This is a genomic window from Kribbella sp. NBC_00482, from assembly GCF_036013725.1.
Taxonomy (GTDB): Bacteria; Actinomycetota; Actinomycetes; order Propionibacteriales; family Kribbellaceae; genus Kribbella.
Map to the genome: position 1 here is coordinate 5,323,247 of NZ_CP107881.1, position 17,357 is coordinate 5,340,603.

Annotated in this window: 13 protein-coding genes and 1 riboswitch; of the genes, 6 read left to right on the forward strand and 7 right to left on the reverse strand. The window is 68.4% G+C overall.

Annotation, left to right across the window (positions count from 1 at the left end; genetic code table 11):
- Entirely contained in the window at positions 1-1,962 is a 1,962-nt protein-coding gene (locus tag OHB24_RS26050; protein ID WP_327633461.1) for a vWA domain-containing protein, read from the forward strand.
- Positions 1,963-2,036: 74 nt separating this feature from the next.
- Here the strand turns inward: OHB24_RS26050 and metE are convergent, their stop codons facing one another.
- Positions 2,037-4,271 carry a 5-methyltetrahydropteroyltriglutamate--homocysteine S-methyltransferase gene (gene metE, locus OHB24_RS26055; RefSeq protein ID WP_327633462.1) on the reverse strand — a complete coding sequence of 745 codons (2,235 nt, stop codon included), beginning with the start codon at positions 4,269-4,271 and terminating at the stop codon, positions 2,037-2,039.
- Between the two features lie 125 nt (positions 4,272-4,396).
- Positions 4,397-4,615: riboswitch (cobalamin riboswitch) on the reverse strand.
- A gap of 43 nt (positions 4,616-4,658) precedes the next feature.
- Positions 4,659-5,513 (reverse strand): cobalamin-binding protein, encoded by an 855-nt coding sequence (locus OHB24_RS26060; protein ID WP_327633463.1) that lies wholly within the window; start codon positions 5,511-5,513, stop codon positions 4,659-4,661.
- 301 nt (positions 5,514-5,814) lie between these two features.
- On the opposite strand from OHB24_RS26060, the gene ppdK reads away from it, so the two are divergent.
- The gene (gene ppdK / locus OHB24_RS26065; RefSeq protein WP_327633464.1) at positions 5,815-8,469 is read left to right on the forward strand and encodes a pyruvate, phosphate dikinase; all 2,655 of its coding nucleotides are present in this window, start codon (positions 5,815-5,817) and stop codon (positions 8,467-8,469) included.
- Positions 8,470-8,906: 437 nt separating this feature from the next.
- Positions 8,907-9,185 carry a YciI family protein gene (locus tag OHB24_RS26070; RefSeq protein WP_327633465.1) on the forward strand — a complete coding sequence of 93 codons (279 nt, stop codon included), beginning with the start codon at positions 8,907-8,909 and terminating at the stop codon, positions 9,183-9,185.
- Here OHB24_RS26070 and OHB24_RS26075 read toward each other — a convergent pair.
- Both OHB24_RS26075 and OHB24_RS26080 read right to left on the reverse strand, forming a co-directional pair.
- The gene (locus OHB24_RS26075; protein ID WP_327633466.1) at positions 9,182-10,414 is read right to left on the reverse strand and encodes an acyl-CoA thioesterase/bile acid-CoA:amino acid N-acyltransferase family protein; all 1,233 of its coding nucleotides are present in this window, start codon (positions 10,412-10,414) and stop codon (positions 9,182-9,184) included. The genes OHB24_RS26070 and OHB24_RS26075 overlap by 4 nt on opposite strands.
- Positions 10,415-10,462: 48 nt before the next feature.
- Positions 10,463-11,686 carry a hypothetical protein gene (locus OHB24_RS26080; RefSeq protein ID WP_327633467.1) on the reverse strand — a complete coding sequence of 408 codons (1,224 nt, stop codon included), beginning with the start codon at positions 11,684-11,686 and terminating at the stop codon, positions 10,463-10,465.
- Positions 11,687-11,849: 163 nt separating this feature from the next.
- Between OHB24_RS26080 and OHB24_RS26085 the strand changes: the two genes are divergently transcribed.
- The gene (locus tag OHB24_RS26085; RefSeq protein ID WP_327633468.1) at positions 11,850-13,376 is read left to right on the forward strand and encodes a helix-turn-helix domain-containing protein; all 1,527 of its coding nucleotides are present in this window, start codon (positions 11,850-11,852) and stop codon (positions 13,374-13,376) included.
- On the opposite strand, the gene OHB24_RS26090 is transcribed toward OHB24_RS26085, so the two are convergent.
- Positions 13,341-14,210 carry an alpha/beta hydrolase gene (locus OHB24_RS26090; RefSeq protein ID WP_327633469.1) on the reverse strand — a complete coding sequence of 290 codons (870 nt, stop codon included), beginning with the start codon at positions 14,208-14,210 and terminating at the stop codon, positions 13,341-13,343. The two genes, OHB24_RS26085 and OHB24_RS26090, sit on opposite strands and share 36 nt — an antisense overlap.
- Before the next feature lie 88 nt (positions 14,211-14,298).
- On the opposite strand from OHB24_RS26090, the gene OHB24_RS26095 reads away from it, so the two are divergent.
- Positions 14,299-14,925: a TetR/AcrR family transcriptional regulator gene (locus tag OHB24_RS26095; RefSeq protein ID WP_327633470.1), complete on the forward strand. Its 627-nt coding sequence runs from the start codon at positions 14,299-14,301 to the stop codon at positions 14,923-14,925.
- Here OHB24_RS26095 and OHB24_RS26100 read toward each other — a convergent pair.
- Both OHB24_RS26100 and OHB24_RS26105 read right to left on the reverse strand, forming a co-directional pair.
- Positions 14,865-16,118 (reverse strand): MFS transporter, encoded by a 1,254-nt coding sequence (locus OHB24_RS26100; protein ID WP_327633471.1) that lies wholly within the window; start codon positions 16,116-16,118, stop codon positions 14,865-14,867. The two genes, OHB24_RS26095 and OHB24_RS26100, sit on opposite strands and share 61 nt — an antisense overlap.
- Positions 16,115-16,657 carry a winged helix-turn-helix domain-containing protein gene (locus OHB24_RS26105; RefSeq protein ID WP_327633472.1) on the reverse strand — a complete coding sequence of 181 codons (543 nt, stop codon included), beginning with the start codon at positions 16,655-16,657 and terminating at the stop codon, positions 16,115-16,117. The genes OHB24_RS26100 and OHB24_RS26105 overlap by 4 nt, the downstream gene beginning before the upstream one ends.
- A gap of 72 nt (positions 16,658-16,729) precedes the next feature.
- Here OHB24_RS26105 and OHB24_RS26110 point away from each other — a divergent pair, with 72 nt between their 5' ends.
- Positions 16,730-17,329, forward strand: a complete 600-nt coding sequence (locus tag OHB24_RS26110; protein ID WP_327633473.1) for a dihydrofolate reductase family protein — start codon at positions 16,730-16,732, stop codon at positions 17,327-17,329.
- Positions 17,330-17,357 lie beyond the last annotated feature (28 nt).

Sequence of the window (17,357 nt, forward strand, 5' to 3'; positions counted from 1 at the left end):
ATGTCGTCGGCATCGATACCGGAAGGCTGGTCCTACGGGCCGTGGCACGACGGGCCGGATCCTCTGAAGGCGCCGGCGGATCTGCGGGATGCGCTGGACGAGATCGGCCGGGACGTGATGAACGGGTCGTCGCCGCGGTCCGCGCTGGAGGAACTGCTCCGACGCGGGACGCGGAACACCCAGGGCCTGGACGACCTGAGCCGCCGGTTGTGGGAGCGCCGCCGCGAGATCGAGCGGCGGCACAACCTCGACGGCACGCTGCGGGACGTCCAGCGGTTGCTGAACGAGGCGCTGGAAGCGGAGCGGCGCGAGCTGTTCCCGAATCCGTCCGACGACGCGCGGTTCAAGGAGGCGGAGCTCGACGCGCTTCCCTCCGGTACGGCGGCCGCCGTACGGGAGCTGGCGAACTACCAGTGGGAGTCGTCGGAGGCCCGGGAAAAGTACCAGGAGATCCGCGAACTGCTCGGGCGGGAGCTGCTCGGTTCACGGTTCGAGGGCATGAAGGAGGCGCTGCAGCAGACCACGCCTGAGGACGTCGAGGCGATCAACGAGATGCTGGCCGACCTGAACGCCCTGCTGGCGGCCCACGCGCAAGGCCGGCCGGAGGTGCCCGAGCTCTTCGAGGAGTTCATGGCCAACCACGGCGAGTTCTTCCCGGAGAATCCGCGGACCGTCGACGAGCTGATCGACGTACTCGCACAGCGGGCGGCCGCCGCGCAACGGATGATGAACTCGATGACGCCCGAACAGCGCGCCGAGCTGGCGGAGCTTTCGCAGCAGGCGTTCGGCAGTCCGCAACTCGCGCAGCAGTTGGCGCAGCTGGACTCTCAGCTGCAGTCGCTGCGGCCGGGGGAGGACTGGTACTCCTCGGAGCAGATGCGTGGCGACGATCCGCTCGGTCTCGCCGAGGGTGCTCAGGCGATGTCCGATCTCGCGGAACTGGATGCGCTTGCGGAGCAGTTGGCGCAGTCGTATCCGGGGGCGCGGCTCGAGGACATCGATCTCGAGGCGCTCACCCGTCAGCTGGGTGACGAGGCGACAGTCGACGCGCGGCGGCTGAGTGAGCTGGAGCGGCAGCTGCGCGATCAGGGTCTGATCGAGCGGGCGCCCGACGGTTCGCTGCGGTTGTCGCCGAAGGCGTTGCGTCAGCTCGGTCAGACAGCGTTGGCCGACGTACTGCGGACTGCTCGGGGATCTGGTGAACGGGACGCGGCCAACGCGGGCGCGGCCGGTGAGCTGAGTGGATCGACACGTAAGTGGGAGTTCGGGGACACCCAGCCGTGGGACGTGCCGCGGACGGTGCGGAACGCCGTACTGCGGAGTGCGACGCTCGATGGGTCCGTCAAGCTTGATGTGGCGGACGTGGAGATCGCGGAGACCGAGCATCGGGCTCGGGCCGCGGTGGCGTTACTGGTCGACACGTCGTGGTCGATGGTGCAAGAGGGTCGCTGGCTGCCGATGAAGCGGACGGCGCTCGCGTTGCATCAACTCATCTCGACGCGGTACCGGAACGACGCGTTGCAGCTGATCACGTTCGGCCGGTACGCCGGAGTTGTCGAGCTACCCCAACTGATCGGGATGGAAGGCACCTGGGAGCAGGGCACGAACGCGCACCACGCGCTGCTCCTCGCGGGGCGTCATCTGCGACGGCACCCGGACGCGCAGCCGGTCGTGCTGATGGTGACGGACGGGGAACCGACCGCTCACCTGGAGCCTGACGGCACAGCCGAGTTCTCGTACCCACCCGAGGCGGCCACCCTCCGCAAGACGATCTTCGAGGTCGACCGCCTGGCCAAGCTCGGCGCCTCGCTGACCGTCTTCCGGCTGGGTGACGATCCGCGCCTGAACGCGTTCGTCGACCTGCTGGCCCGCCGCAGCGGCGGCCGAGTCCTGGCCCCCGACGCCGACGGCCTAGGCGCAGCCGTCGTTGGCGACTACCTCCGCACCCGCCGCAAGCTGTAGGCCGAACCGGGAATACCCCTTGGAGACCTGGGACATGCAAATGCATGTCCCAGGTCCCCATCGCCTATCCCCAGTTAGAGCGTTGCGCGGAGTTGTTGGGTTGCTGTGGTGAGGTTGCGTAGGGCGGGTTCGACCTCTGCGTAGGTGCGGGTTTTCAGGCCGCAGTCGGGGTTGATCCAGAGCTGGTCGGCGGGCGTGGTGGCGAGGGCTGCTTGGATCAGGGCGGTGAGTTCTTCGACGGTCGGGACTCGGGGTGAGTGGATGTCGTACACCCCAGGGCCGACCCCGCGCCGGAAGCCGACGCCGGCGAGATCCGCCAGCACCTCCATCCGCGAGCGCGCCGCCTCGATCGTGGTGACGTCGGCATCCAGACCGTCGATCCCCGAGATGACCGCACCGAACTCCGAGTAGCACAGATGCGTGTGCACCTGAACCGCAGCGGGCGCCCCACCCGTCGCAAGCCGGAACGCGCCGACCGACCAGTCCAGGTACGCCTTCTGCGCGGCGTTGCGCAGCGGCAGCAGTTCGCGGAGCGCGGGTTCGTCCACCTGGATGATCCGAACGCCGGCCGCGACGAGATCGGCGACCTCGTCCCGGAGCGCCAGCGCGACCTGATCCGCCGTCACCTGCAGCGGCTGGTCGTCGCGCACGAACGACCAGGCCAGGATCGTCACCGGCCCGGTCAGCATGCCCTTCACCGGCCGCGCGGTCAGCGACTGCGCGTACGACGACCACCGCACCGTCATCGGAGCGGGCCGCGACACGTCGCCGTACAGGATCGGCGGCCGGACGCAGCGGCTGCCGTACGACTGCACCCAGCCGTGCTTCGTGGTCGCGAATCCGTCCAGCTGCTCGGCGAAGTACTGCACCATGTCGTTGCGCTCGGGCTCGCCGTGGACGAGCACGTCCAGCCCGATCTCCTCCTGCAACGCGATGACCTCCGCGATCTCGGCCTGCATCCGCTCGTCGTGCGCCGTCTGGTCGATCCGGCCCGCTCTGAGGTCGGCCCGGGTACGGCGGATCTCCGCGGTCTGCGGGAACGAGCCGATCGTCGTGGTGGTGAGCGCCGGCAGCTCGAGCGATTCCTGCGCGGTACGGCGATCGTCGTACGACGGACGCTGTCGGTCCTCGGGCCGGATCGAGGCAACCCGGTCGCGGACGGCCTGCTCCCGGGCCAGGTCGGACTCCTTGAGCGGACCGCCTGCCGGGTTGGCGGCATCCACGACGACGCAAGCCTCCTCGCTCAACGCGCGGCCGAGCAGGACGACCTCGTCCACCTTCTGACGGGCGAAGGCGAGCCGCGCGCGGACCCGTGGATCCAGGTCGTCCTCGACCTCGACGTCGTACGGGACATGGAGGAGCGAGCAGGACGTCGAGACCTCCAGTCGGCCGACGGAACCGGCGAGGGCGGCGCAGGTGGCGAGCGCGTCACCCAGCGCGGTTCGCCAGACGTTCCGACCGTCGACCACACCGGCTACGACCGTCTTGTCGCGGAGTGACCGCAGTTCGGCGATCTGATCGATGAGGCCAGGGGAGGAGACAAGATCGAGGGCCAGTCCGTCGACACCGGTCGAGGTCAGCACGGGTAGCGCCGGACCGGGGTCGCCGAAGTACGTCGCGACCAGCAGACGCGGCCGGTCGGTCAGCGCGGCGAGCTTGGTGTACGCGCGATGCAGAGCGTCGAGCTCCGCCGGGGTGCGGTCCTGGACCAGCGCGGGTTCGTCGAGCTGTACCCAATCGGTGTCCAGTTGGGCGAGCAACTCGGCGTACACGTCGACGAGCTGGTCCAGCAAAGTCAGCGGCTGGACGTCGTTGGACTTCGAGAGCAGCAGGAAGGTGAGTGGGCCGATCAGGACCGGGCGGAGGTTGATGTCGTGCTCGCGGGCTTCGGCCAGTTCGGTCAGGATCTTGGCCGGGTTCAGGGTGAAGCGGGTCCCGCGGTCGAGCTCGGGCACCAGGTAGTGGTAGTTCGTGTCGAACCACTTGGTCAGCTCGAGCGGGGCGACCCCGTCGCGGCCACGAGCCATCGCGAAGTACTGGTCGAGGTCGTCGAGACCGTGGAAGCGGTCCGGGGCGACGCCGAACAGCTGGACGTGGTCGAGCATCTGGTCGTAGTACGAGAAGGTGTTGCCGGGGATGGTGCCGAGGCCGCGAGACTTCAGGTCGAGCCAGGTCTCCGCGCGGAGCCGGCGGGCTGTCGTTTCGAGTTTCGGTGCGTCGCCGTCGGACCAGTACTGCTCCAGCGCGCGCTTGAGTTCGCGGCCGGGGCCGATCCGGGGGTAGCCCAGGACAGTGGTGCTGGTGTTCACGTCTCTCTCCTCGCGAGCGTGCCGATGGATCGGCGGATCGCTCACGGGAAACGCAAGGACCACGGGTACGCCGTGCGTCCGGGCGGGTCCTCCCACGAGACCACCGATCCCCCGCGCACCCGGGTCGGGTGTGCGGGCCGGCGGCAGGTCTTCGGACTCACGGGCAGACCGGTCGAGACCGGTGGGCCTACTGGCCGTCGCTTCCCGGACGTTGATCCAGTGCTCGTGACGGCGGTCGTTCCCGTTCACCGCTGCGGGGCAGTCCCGGATTCCCACCGGGTTCCCTCTTGCCTCGCGAAGCCACGTCCTGCATGACCACGCGAACCGTCGGCACGGTCGAGCCTACGCGCGCCGCCCGTGGTTCGGCGTACGGCGAGACCAACGCCACTACCGCAGGCGCCGCGCGATCGCCGGGTCCGGGGCCTCGCCCTGGAGGATGGCAGCCAGCACCTCGACACCGTCCACCAGCCGAGGTCCCGGCCGCGCGAAGTACCCGTTGGCGTCCACTGCCCACACCGGAATGTCCGCCGGCAGCTCACCCATCAGAAGCTCCGTCAACTCGGCAGCCCCATCAAGCCCGAATCCACACGGCGCCGACACGACCACCTCAGGTTCTGCGGCCGCGACCTGTCGCCAGTTGATCGCCGTCGACCGTTCCCCGGCCGCACCCAGCACATTCACCCCACCCGCCACCGTCACCATCTCCGGCAACCAATGCCCCGGCGCAAACGGCGGATCCGTCCACTCCAACAACGCGAGCCGCACACCCCTACCGGCCCGTGTCCCCAGACGTGGCCGAAGGCTCTCCACCAACTGAGTGGCATCTCGGCCGATGGCCTTTCCGACGGTTTCGATTGATGCGAGTACCTCGGTCAGGGTGTGCGGATCGGTGCTCACCACCTCCGCCCGGCACCCCAGGTAGTCGAGCGCCTCGTCGACATCCGTCACGTCGATCGCACAGACCGCGCACAGATCCTGGGTGATCACCACATCCGGATCGAGCTCGCGTAAGGCACCCGCGTCCAGGTGATAAAGGTCCTCCCCAGCCGCGACCATCCGACGTACAGCCGCGTCGATCTCACCCGGTGTCAGACCCTCGGGAAGCGCGGTGGTCGACACGATCCGCCGGGTCCGCGCGGCCGCCGGAAAGTCGCACTCGAAAGTGACTCCGACCACATCCTCCCCACCCCCGAGCGCGAAACTGATCTCGGTCGCCGACGGGAGCAGCGAGACGATACGCACCCCGCAGACTCTAGCCCGATCACCGCCTACCACCGACGAAACCGCCACAGCGTCCGCCTTGGAGGTTTCATCGGTGAAGACGCCGAATGTCTCGCGTTGTCAATGAGGGAAGGGTTTTCCGGCCTTCGACCTGTGGGGAGGGTCACGTCAGCATCGTGAGACCAGTGTTCAACTGGACTGGTTTTTGGGCTTACTCTGAAAGTACGCCCCCGCCGCCGGAGTCGAAGGGCCAGCGGGCCCCAGAAAATCCAACACTGGCCCGCGTCTGCTACTGCACCCGCCTGCAACCCAGGGAGTGACCGTGCCGAAACTCGTCTACGACTTCGCCGAAGGCAACAGGGATATGAAGCAGCTCCTCGGCGGCAAGGGAGCGAACCTGGCCGAGATGACCAACCTCGGACTGCCGGTGCCACCCGGATTCACCATCACCGCGGACGCGTGCCGCGCGTACCTGGAGACCGGCGCGGTCCCGGCCGACCTGGCCGACGAGATCGACCACCACGTCGCGCTGCTCGAGCAGAAGATGGGCAAGAAGCTCGGCCAAGCCGACGACCCGCTGCTGGTCTCGGTCCGCTCCGGCGCAGCCGTCTCGATGCCCGGCATGATGGAGACGGTCCTGAACGTCGGCCTCAACGACGACTCGGTGAACGGGCTCGCGCACCACTCCGGCAACCCCCGGTTCGCCTGGGACGCGTACCGCCGGCTGATCCAGATGTTCGGCAAGACCGTGCTGGGCATGGAAGGCGACGTGTTCGAGGACGCCATCGAACAGGCCAAGCAGGCGAAGGGCACCAGCAACGACCTCGATCTGGACGCCGCCGACCTGAAGAGCCTCGTCGAGACGTTCAAGCAGGCCGTGCACGATCACACCGGCCGCGAGTTCCCGCAGGACCCGCGGACCCAGATGGACCTTGCGACCGAGGCCGTGTTCCGCTCCTGGAACTCGGACCGCGCGATCCTCTACCGCCGCCAGGAGCGCATCCCCACCGACCTCGGCACGGCGGTGAACATCTGCTCGATGGTGTTCGGCAACCTCGGCATGGACTCCGGCACCGGCGTCGCGTTCACCCGCGACCCGTCGACCGGCCAGCCCGGCGTGTACGGCGACTACCTGCAGAACGCCCAGGGCGAGGACGTCGTCGCGGGCATCCGCAACACCGTCCCGCTCGCCGACCTCGAGCAGATCGACAAGGCGTCGTACGACGACCTGATGGAGATCATGGCCAAGCTCGAAGGCCACTACCGCGACCTGTGCGACATCGAGTTCACCGTCGAGCGCGGCAAGCTGTGGATGCTGCAGACCCGCGTCGGCAAGCGGACCGCGGCGGCGGCGTTCCGGATCGCGACCAGCCTGGTCGACGAGGGCGTGATCGATACCGACGAGGCGCTCCAGCGGGTGAAGGGCGCGCAGCTCGCGCAGCTGATGTTCCCGCGGTTCGACGCGGATGCCGCGACGGACCTGATCACGAAGGCGATCGGCGCGTCGCCGGGTGCGGCGTCGGGCAAGGTCGTGTTCACGTCGGCGGCCGCGGTCGAGGCGGCGGAGCGCGGTGAGAAGGTCATCCTGGTCCGGCGCGAGACCAACCCCGACGACCTGCACGGCATGATCGCGGCGCAGGGCATCCTGACCAGCCGCGGCGGCAAGACCTCGCACGCGGCCGTGGTCGCGCGCGGCATGGGAAAGACCTGTGTCTGCGGCGCCGAGGAGCTCGACGTGAACGTTGCCCAGGGCACCATCAAGGTGAACGGCGCTGTCCTCGAGGCCGGCGAGCTGATCTCGATCGACGGCACCACGGGTGAGGTGTTCCGCGGCGAGGTCCCGGTTGTACCGTCCCCGGTCGTGCAGTACTTCGAGGGCACGCTGGCCCCGGACGCGGGCGACGAGCTCGTCGCGTCGGTGCACCGGTTGATCACCCACGCGGACGACGTACGGCGGCTCGGCGTACGGAGCAATGCGGACACCGCGGACGACGCGGCGCGGGCGCGGCGGTTCGGGGCAGCCGGGATCGGGCTGTGCCGGACCGAGCACATGTTCCTGGGGGAGCGGCGCGAATCCGTCGAGCGGCTGATCCTCGCGGACAACGACGCGGATCGCGAGTCCGCGCTGGCGGAGCTGGAACCCTTGCAGCGCGGGGACTTCCTGGAACTGCTGGGTGCGATGGACGGGCTGCCGGTGACGATCCGGCTGATCGACCCGCCGCTGCACGAGTTCCTGCCGTCGATGGAGGAGCTTGCGGTGAAGGTCGCGCTGGCGCGCGAACGCGGCGAGGAGCCGGGGCACGACACGGCCCTGCTCGCGGCGGTCGAGCGGCTGCACGAGCAGAACCCGATGCTCGGCCTGCGCGGTGTGCGGCTCGGGCTGGTGATCCCCGGCCTGTTCGCGATGCAGGTCCGCGCGATCGCGTCGGCGACCGCCGAGTTGCGGGCCCAGGGCAAGGACCCGCAGCCGGAGATCATGATCCCGCTGGTCGGCGCCGTACAGGAGTTGCACCTGGCCCGCGACGAGGTGGAACGCGTGCTCGCCGACTACCCGGGCGGTACCGACATCCCGATCGGCACGATGATCGAGCTGCCGCGGGCCGCGGTGATCGCGGACCAGATCGCGGAGGCGGCCGACTTCTTCTCGTTCGGCACCAACGACCTGACCCAGACCACGTGGGGCTTCAGCCGTGACGACGTCGAGGGCGCGTTCTTCTCGCGGTACCTGGAGAAGGGCATCTTCGCGGTGTCGCCGTTCGAGTCGATCGACCGGGAGGGCGTCGGCGCGCTGGTGCGCACCGGCGTGGACCGCGGGCGGGCGACCAAGCCGGATCTGAAGCTCGGCGTGTGCGGCGAGCACGGCGGCGACCCGGACAGCATCCACTTCTTCCACGAGGTCGGCCTCGACTACGTCTCCTGCTCCCCGTTCCGCATCCCAGTAGCCCGCCTAGAGGCAGGCCGAGCCACCCTCGGCTGACTCCGACCCCAACTTTGAGAAGCCACCGACCACGAATCGGCCCGCGAAATGGTTGGTGGCTTCTCAAAGCGGGCGGTTAGCGTGAGGGCGAGCCTATCGACGGCCGAGTACGTCGAACTTCTGTCCTCGTATTCGGGTCATCGGGCCTTGACAACGGGCCGGCGTGACGGACTGTACGAGTGCATCGGTGCTCTCATCGACTCGGCCGGGGGTTCGATCACGAAGCGTTATCTCAATCAACTGTCTGTAGGAATTTCTCTTAACCAACCCCTTGCGTTGGACCCCTTCGGCTGGTGAGAATATCCGGGCGGGAAGGGAGATCACCGTCGACTTTCGGGTCTGACCTGAACCAGCCGCTGTGGCGGCTCGTGACTCCCTTTCCCGCACCAAATCTCCTTGTTTCCAACGCTTTCCAAGCGCACGGTAGAGTTCTGGGCATGGCCCAATTTGTCGTGCAGTTGCGCTTCGACCTCGCCCGGACCGACGAGCGGATGGAGGTCCGCCCGGCGCACCGCGAGTACCTGACCGCGCTGAAGGCCGACGGCAAGCTCGTCGCCGCCGGACCGTTCGCCGACCAGACCGGCGCGCTGCTCGTGTACGACGTCGCCGACGAGGCCGAGCTCCGCGACATCCTCGCCAAGGACCCGTACACGCCGGCCGACGTCTACGAGATCGCGACCCTCGCCGAGTGGCAGCCCCTCTTCCCGTTCAGCTAAGGCAGGGAGGCGAGCAGAGCCAGGGTCTTCGCCCAGCCCTGGCGTAGAGCCGACTCGTTGGCGAGGCGGCTGCCGCCGAGTTCGTACGGGCCGACGATCGGGTGATCGATCTTCGTCCCACGCGGGAGGTACGGCGCTCCGCCGACGCCGTGGCCGGCGCCGGTGACGATCACGGCCTCGTGCGGGAACTTGTCGTGCGCGTCGTCGAGCTCCAGCATGATCTGCTCGGCACCCTGTTGGGAGGCCCACGACGTGTCGGCGGACCCGGCCACTGCCAGCACCGGTCCGTTCACGCCGTCGACCGGGATCGGTTCGGGTCCCACTGGCCGCCCCTGGTAGGTCCACGCCCTGGCGCCTGGATGCGGGAACGAGGCCGTGCCCGATGCTCCCGGAGCGAACAGCACGACTCCATGGATGAGTGCCGGGAAGTGGTCAGCCACCAGCAGCGCAGCCTCGGTGCCGAACGACGCACTCATGACGACGACGCGCGCCGGATCGACGCCGGGTTGTTGGTCGAGCCAACGAGCCGCCGTTGCGAAGTACTCGACCGGGACGTTGCGCAGGTCCTCCGGCACCCCCGGCGCGTGGAAGTACGCAACCGTGAGTACCGGGTAGCCGTGCGATGCGAGCAGGTCCGCGACCGACTGCGGCGGCATGCCGCCTTCAGAGCCGCCGAAGTACAGTACGGCGGGATGCTTCGCGCCATCCGTCTTCGGTGCGACATACGACCCGGTGAGCTTGTCCTTGGCCATAGTGAGCGGCGTGGTCGTCACGCCGGAAGACATCCATTGCCGAGTGAGCGTCGTACTCGCCAACTGCTTCCCGTCGCGGCTGACCGAGATCTCGAGGTGCTCGACCGGGCTGCCGTCCGCGGACGGCGGCATGTAGGACTGCTCGTCCGGGTTCCCGTCCGGTGGGTTCATCGACCAGAACAGGCCCATACCGTCGACGTCGTGGTAGCTCCCGCTCACGGGCCTGTCCGTGTCGAGGTCGACAGTGCCGTGGTCGTCGGCGGTGAACGTCACCTGGCTGCGCCACTTCTTGCCGTCCCGGTCGACGGCTTCCGCGCCGACGTCGACGGGCTTGCGCGCCGGGGCTCCGGTCACCTTCAGATGGACCTGCTGGTCGGCGAGCGTCACCGCCTGGTCGACGGTGACCATCGCGTGCTCCGACGTACATCCGGCCGCGAGTAGGCACACCGTCGCGGACACGACCAGAACTCGGTTCACCACTCCAGAGTGGCACTCTTCGGATTCACTTCGAGCGTTCCCGAAGTGTCAGACGTCGGCGCCTTCCATGTTCAGGTGGTCGACGTAGGCCCAGAGCCAGACCAGGGGAGCGAGGACCAGTTCGGGCTCGTTGTCCTCGTCGGCGATGAACAGCATCGACGCCTCGCCGTTGGTGAGGTCCTCGATGACCGCCTCGCACATCTCGAGCGCGACGTCGAACGGCAACAGCCGTGGGCCGTTCTCCCAGCGCGGCTCGGGCAGCGGGAGCACCGGTGCCTCGTCCGTCCCGTCCAGCTCGACCGAGACCTTCTGCAGCTCCTCGTACAGGTCGAACGAGATCAGCCCCGCGAGCGGCCGCCCGTCCAGGCCGACCAGGTACGGGTCGTCGGCGCCGTCGCGGAACGCGTCCCGGATGTCCGGCAGCGCCGCCTTGAGGTCGGACGCCTCGAGGTACGGCGCCTCGTCCGGCTCCTCCTCCTCGGCGTCTGCCTCGACCAGCCCGCTGCGCATCTCGTCGAACTGGTGCAGCAGCCCGTTCAACTCGTCGTACGCGCCACCGCCCGGCGCCTTCTGTGCACGCGCCTCCAGGTCACGCAGGTGCACGATCAGGTCGTCCTCGAAATGCAGTTCGTACCGGGGGAGGCCCGGCTCGCGGCCGGCGTTGATCTGTGCGACCAGCTGCGTCGACACCGGACCGATCCGCTCGGCGAGCACCTCCAGCGGCGTGGTCGGCTTCTCCTCGTCGTCGTGCGCGCAGGAGTCGTCCTCGCCCTTGCCGTCGCCTTCCATCGCGAGCAGCACCTGGAACGCCTGGAAGGACAGCAGCGCGGCGGTCGCCATCGTCCCGTCGCCGATCAGCATCAGCGGGTTGCCGCCGGCCTCGGTACGGCGTACGTGGTCGGACATCAGCGTCGCGGCCTGCTCGACGTTCACCTGGCTGGCCAGCGAGGACAGCCCGTGGTCCGTGTCCACTCCGAGCAGTTCGACCAGGCGCTCGGAGCTCATGTCGAAGTTGGAGCGCAGGTAGTACCGCAGCCAGCCGGCGTCGACCGGGTTGCCGAGCAGGTCCGCGATCCGGGCCCGGAAGTCGGCCAGGTCGGCGATCGCCAGCACGACGAGCACCGGCTGGTCGCCGTCGCCGATCACCAGCGGCCGGGTGTCCCCGTTGTGGAAGCCTTCGATGACCTGGTGCAGGCTGTCCGCGGCCGCTTCCAGCGGCCACGACTCCGCCTCGAACTCGTTGACCACCGCGGCGGAGGTGTCGTCGGGCATCTGCTGGGTCCTCTCCGGGTGGCGGCGGGAGTTGGGGGTAACTGTAGGCTGCGGGCGTTTCACCAGGTCACATGGGTCCTTCCAGGTCCGGCAGTGACATTGGATACGCTGACAGCGGCGGGTCGGTGCAGCGGTATCTCACATGTGAGATATGGTCCCGCTCATGACCGATGACTACCTGAGCCGGATCGGAAATCTCATCCGGGACGCCCGCAAGCATCGCGGCTGGACGCAGACGCAGCTCGCGGAAGTACTGAACACCAGCCAGAGCGCGGTGAACAGGATCGAGAAGGGTCATCAGAACCTCACCCTCGAGATGCTCGCCCGGATCGGCGAGGCGCTCGATTCAGAAATTGTCTCTCTCGGTGGCGGTCCGGTCCACCTCCGTGTCGCCGGCGGTCGCAGGTTGTCCGGCTCCATCGACGTCAAGTCGAGCAAGAACGCCGGTGTCGCGCTGCTTTGCGCATCGCTGCTGAACAAGGGCCGGACGACGCTGCGCAAGGTCGCCCGCATCGAAGAGGTCAACCGTCTCCTCGAGGTGCTGAACTCGATCGGCGTCAAGACCACCTGGCTGAACGACGCCGGCGACCTGGAGATCGTCCCGCCGACGCACCTCGACCTGAGCGCGATGGACGCCGAGGCAGCCCGCCGTACCCGCTCGATCATCATGTTCCTCGGCCCGCTGCTGCACCGCGAGGACGCCTTCGAGCTGCCGTACGCCGGTGGCTGCGACCTCGGCACGCGCACCGTCGAGCCGCACCTGACCGCGCTGCGCCCGTTCGGCCTCGAGGTGAAGGCGACCGGCGGGCAGTACCACGCGCTGGTGAACCGGGCGATCGCTCCGGGCAAGCCGATCGTGCTGACCGAGCGCGGTGACACCGTGACCGAGAACGCGATCATGGCTGCCGCCCGGTACGACGGCGTCACGGTGATCCGCAACGCCAGCCCGAACTACATGGTCCAGGACCTGTGCTTCTACCTCGACCTGCTCGGCGTGAAGATCGACGGCATCGGCACCACGACGCTGACCGTGCACGGCAAGGCCGACATCGACGTCGACGTCGACTACGCGCCGTCCGAGGACCCGATCGAGGCGATGAGCCTGCTCACCGCGGCGATCGTCACGAAGTCCGAGATCACCATCCGGCGGGCGCCGGTGGAGTTCCTGGAGATCGAGCTCGCGCTGCTGGAGGAGATGGGGCTCGACTACGACCGCAGTACGGAGTACCTCGCCGAGAACGGGCGTACCCGGCTCGTCGACCTCACCACCCGGCCGTCGAAGCTGCACGCGCCGATCGACAAGGTCCACCCGATGCCGTTCCCGGGCCTGAACATCGACAACCTGCCGTTCTTCGCGGTGATCGCGGCGATCGCCACCGGGCAGACGCTCATCCACGACTGGGTCTACGAGAACCGCGCGATCTACCTCACCGACCTGAACAAGCTCGGCGGCCGGGTCAAGCTGCTCGACCCGCACCGGGTGATGGTCGAAGGCCCGACGCACTTCTCCGGCGCCGAGATCATGTGCCCGCCGGCGCTCCGGCCGGCCGTCGTCACGCTGATCGCGATGCTGGCCGCGAAGGGTACGTCGGTCCTGCGCAGCGTCTACGTGATCAACCGCGGCTACGAGGACCTGGCCGCCCGCCTGAACTCGCTAGGCGCTCAGATCGAGACCTTCCGGGACATCTGAGTCTCTCTCCGATTCCTGTTCTGAGTCCTGGAGAAACGCGACGGCTTCGGTGATCACTGCCGGGTCCGAGAGGATCCGGCGGTGACCGAGGCCGGTCGTCGGCAGGAAGTGCGCGCGGTCGCCGTAGTTCCGTAGCAATACCTGGGCCTGCGCCGGGTCGACGATCTCGTCCTCGTCGTTGTGGATCACCAGGAGGTCGAGCTTTCCGGTGGTCACCGAGAAGCGCGTCCAGATCTGGTCGTCGCCGTCGAAGTACCCGTGTTCGATCCGTCGCCGCAACTGCTGGTTGATCTTCGGTCCGAGGCCGAGCTGGGCGCAGAACGTGTCGGCCAGGTAGCCGAAGTCCGCGACGCCGCTGATCATCACCAGCCGCTTGGCCGCGACGCCCTCGCGGACGGCGTACAGCGCGAACGGTACGCCGAGCGAGTGCGCGATCACGCCCTCGAACGGGCCGTGACGTTCCTCCAGTGCGCGGATGATCCGCTGGTGGCCGAGGATCGACACGACATCCCCGCCCGAGTCGCCATGCGCGGGAGCGTCGTACGACACCGGGCTGTAGCCGAGCTCGAGCAGGCGCGTGATGAAGGCGGCGTACCGCGAGGCACGTGAGCGCCAGCCGTGTACCAGCAACACCGGACGCTTGCCGTCGCCCCAGTTGTAGGTCTTCACATTGTTGACAATCTCGACGCGCGCGGCGTCGTGGACGGCCTGCTCCTTGGGGCGGACCCGGCCGCGGGCGAGCGGGCGCCGCCACAGGTTGAACGCGAGCCGTCCGCCGAGTCGCGGTGACAACGTTCCGATTGTCTGCAATCCGACACTGACCAGCTTCTGCATGAGATCCCCTCCGGCAAACTATACGAACGGTCGTATTATTAGTTTCGATCAGCGTAGCAGTCAACAGAGACCCCCTAGGATCGGGATCGTGGAGAAGGTCGACGGACGGTTGGCGCGGGGTGACCAGACCCGCCGCGCCGTCCTCCGCCGCGCGGTCGACATCGCGTCGGTCGACGGGCTCGAGGGGTTGTCGATCGGGCGCCTCGCGAACGAGCTCGGGATCAGCAAGAGCGGACTGTTCGCGCACTTCGGCTCCAAGGAGGAGCTGCAGTTGGCGACCGTCCGGGCCGCGCGCCGGATCTACGCCGACAACGTCGTGGTTCCGGCGTACGAGGTGGAGCCCGGTCTCGGGCGGGTGTGGGCGCTGAGCCGGCACTGGCTGGACTACTCGCGGAGCCGGGTGTTCCCGGGCGGCTGCTTCTTCCAGAAGGTCTCGCACGAGTTCTCCGCGCGCGACGGCGCTGTGCACGAGTACCTCGCGGCCGTCCATCACGAGTGGATGGACCTGATCGAGACTGCGGTCGCCGAGGCTGTCGAGCGGGGTGAGCTCGCCGCCGATCCGGTGCAGCTCGCCTTCGACCTGAACGCGTACTACGAGGCCGCGAACCTCGCGTCGATCCTGCACAACGACGAGGCGGGGTACGAGCGCGCGCGTCAGGCGGTGCGGATCCGGCTGGAGTCGGCGATCGTGCCCGGTACGCCGGCGCCTTGGTGAGTCGGGAGGTCGCGGCGCCCACGGATCGGTGACGCGAGCAGGACCAGACCGGCCAGCGGTACGCCGGCTGTGGTGATCCAGAGGGCCGGGGTGAGGCCGAGGGTCTGGCCGAGCGTTCCGCCGAGCAGCGCACCGAGCGGGATGGTGCCGTAGTTGACGAAGGCGTTCGTCGCGGTCAGCCGGCCGAACAGGTCAGGTGGGCAGTAGGACTGGAGGAAGGTCGCCTTCACGACATTCCCACCGACCACGCCAAGGCTCACGCCGAACGCGCCGACCAGGTAGAACCACGGGCTCGCGCCGCCCAACGGGATCAGCAACGCCAGCGTCGGCAGGCCGAGTTCGCACAGCAGCAGCGCACGCGCCGTACCGAACCGCATCATCTTGCGCCCGACAAGCGCGCCGAGAACGCCGCCGCTGGAGGCCGCCGCGATCAGGGCGCCGACCGTGCCGGCGGTCAGTCCGGCCTCACGGACCAGGAACACGACGACGATCGCCTGATAGCCCATCAAGGCGAGGTTCGAGACCGCGCCGAAGATCGTCAACGTCCGCAGCCAGACGTCGTGCGCGACCAGCCGGATGCCCTCCCGGATCGCCCCGGCCCGCCGAGGTGCGTCCGTACGGCGTTCCCGGAAGCGGATCGCGGCGAGACAACCGAGGGCGACCAGAAAGCTGCCCGCGTCGACGAGCAGCGCGTTCGCGGCGCCCGCGAACTGCACCAGGAGTCCACCACATCCGAGTCCCGCGATCTGCGCGGCCGACGCGCTGCCGTGGAGTTTCGCGTTGCCCTCGGCGTGATCGGACGGATCCAGAAGCGTCGGGAGATAAGCGGTGTACGCCGTCTGGAACACGACCGATGCGGCGCCGACGAGGCCCGCGAGGACCAGGAGAAACCCGATCGTCAGCAGGTCGCCGGCCAGCGGAACCACGGCGAGCAACAGGCCCGAGATCGCCGAGGAGGCGAGCATCAGCGGCCGTCGGCGGACCCGATCGATCCACGCGCCGATGGGCAGGCCGATCAGGAGCCACGGCGCCCAGGCGGCCGCGGTCAGCAGGCCGACCTCGAAGGTTGTTGCGTCGAGCATCGAAATCGCGACCAGCGGCAGCGCCACCGACGAGATCGCGCTGCCGAAGCGGTTGATCGTCTCGCCGATCCAGAACAGGCGGAAGTCGCGGTGCGTTCGCAGCAGGCTCATGAGCGGCGCGGGAACGACTGCAGTTGGACGATGACGCGCTCGGAACCCTCAGCCGGTTCACTGCCGGTGAAGCGGTCGATGACCGCCCCGATCTCCTCGTTGAGCTTGTGCAGCTGCTCCGGAGTCAGTCGCAGGTCGCGCCAGTCCGAGAGGCCGGCCGCGTGCTGCCAGTCCGCCGGCCAGTCTTCGTCGACGTACGCCCGGACGCGGTCGTAGTAGCGCTCCACGAGATCACGCAGATACACGTCGAGCGCGCGCCGGGTCTCCGGGTCATCGAGGAACTCGGCCGGGTCGAGGACGGTCGGACCGTGGGGGAGCCGCCACCAGCGCTCGCGCTTCGTCCCGCGGTCGGGATCCTCCTCGAGATATCCGTGCTCGGCGAGCAGCCGCAGGTGCCAGCTGATCGTGCCGGTGTTCTCCCCGAGCCGCGTCGCCAGGGTGCTCGATGTCGCGGGTCCGTCGAGCTCGATCGCCTCCAGGATGCGCATCCGGAGCGGGTGGGCGAGTCCGCGCAGACTCCGGGCATCGATCTTTCGCATGGATGCAGAGTAGTCTCTGCAAAGGAGTCTCTGCAAGTGGATTCTGTCGGTGGCCGTCCCTAGGTTTGGGATATGCGGCCTCACGTGGTGGCTCAGCTGGCGGTCTCGCTGGACGGGGTGACGTCGGGATTCGACGTCGACCTCGCGCGGTTCTACGCCCTGGCGTCGCTGTGGCAGGAGGACGTGACGCTGATCGACGCCGGCACGATCCTCGCCCAGGAGAACGCCGTACTCGCGGCTCCTCGTCGCGGTCCGCGGGCGGAGGGTCCGCTGCTCGCGGTGGTGGACGAGCGGGCGCGGGTCCGGAGCTGGGACTCGTTGCGGGAGCTGGGCTACTGGTCCGGCGTCCTCGCGTTGTACGCCGACCAGACGCCGGAGCGCCCGCCGGACGCGACGACCCGTGAGTTGATCACCGGCTACGACCAGGTCGATCTCGTCGAAGTACTCGACGTCCTGGGGCGCCACGACGTACAGACCGTCCGCATCGATACGTCCGGCGCACTGCTCCGGGCCTGCCTGGCGCTCGGTCTGATCGACGAGCTCGCCCTCCTCGTGCACCCGGTGCTGATCGGCGGCGACCGCTGGTACGACACCGGACGTCTCAACCTCCAGCACGCCGGCACCGAAGTATTCAAGGACGGCGTCATCTGGATCCGGTACTGCGTTTCCTGAAGGGCCCGCAAACTGTCGGTGCTCGCCG

What these genes read in the sequence shown, in the direction of transcription:
- OHB24_RS26085 (WP_327633468.1), top strand. Translation starts at nt 11,850, where the DNA reads ATGACCGATGACTACCTGAGCCGGATCGGAAATCTCATCCGGGACGCC.
- OHB24_RS26090 (WP_327633469.1), bottom strand. Translation starts at nt 14,210, where the DNA reads ATGCAGAAGCTGGTCAGTGTCGGATTGCAGACAATCGGAACGTTGTCA.
- OHB24_RS26105 (WP_327633472.1), bottom strand. Translation starts at nt 16,657, where the DNA reads ATGCGAAAGATCGATGCCCGGAGTCTGCGCGGACTCGCCCACCCGCTC.
- OHB24_RS26070 (WP_327633465.1), top strand. Translation starts at nt 8,907, where the DNA reads ATGGCCCAATTTGTCGTGCAGTTGCGCTTCGACCTCGCCCGGACCGAC.
- OHB24_RS26110 (WP_327633473.1), top strand. Translation starts at nt 16,730, where the DNA reads ATGCGGCCTCACGTGGTGGCTCAGCTGGCGGTCTCGCTGGACGGGGTG.
- OHB24_RS26050 (WP_327633461.1), top strand. Translation starts at nt 1, where the DNA reads ATGTCGTCGGCATCGATACCGGAAGGCTGGTCCTACGGGCCGTGGCAC.
- OHB24_RS26100 (WP_327633471.1), bottom strand. Translation starts at nt 16,118, where the DNA reads ATGAGCCTGCTGCGAACGCACCGCGACTTCCGCCTGTTCTGGATCGGC.
- OHB24_RS26080 (WP_327633467.1), bottom strand. Translation starts at nt 11,686, where the DNA reads ATGCCCGACGACACCTCCGCCGCGGTGGTCAACGAGTTCGAGGCGGAG.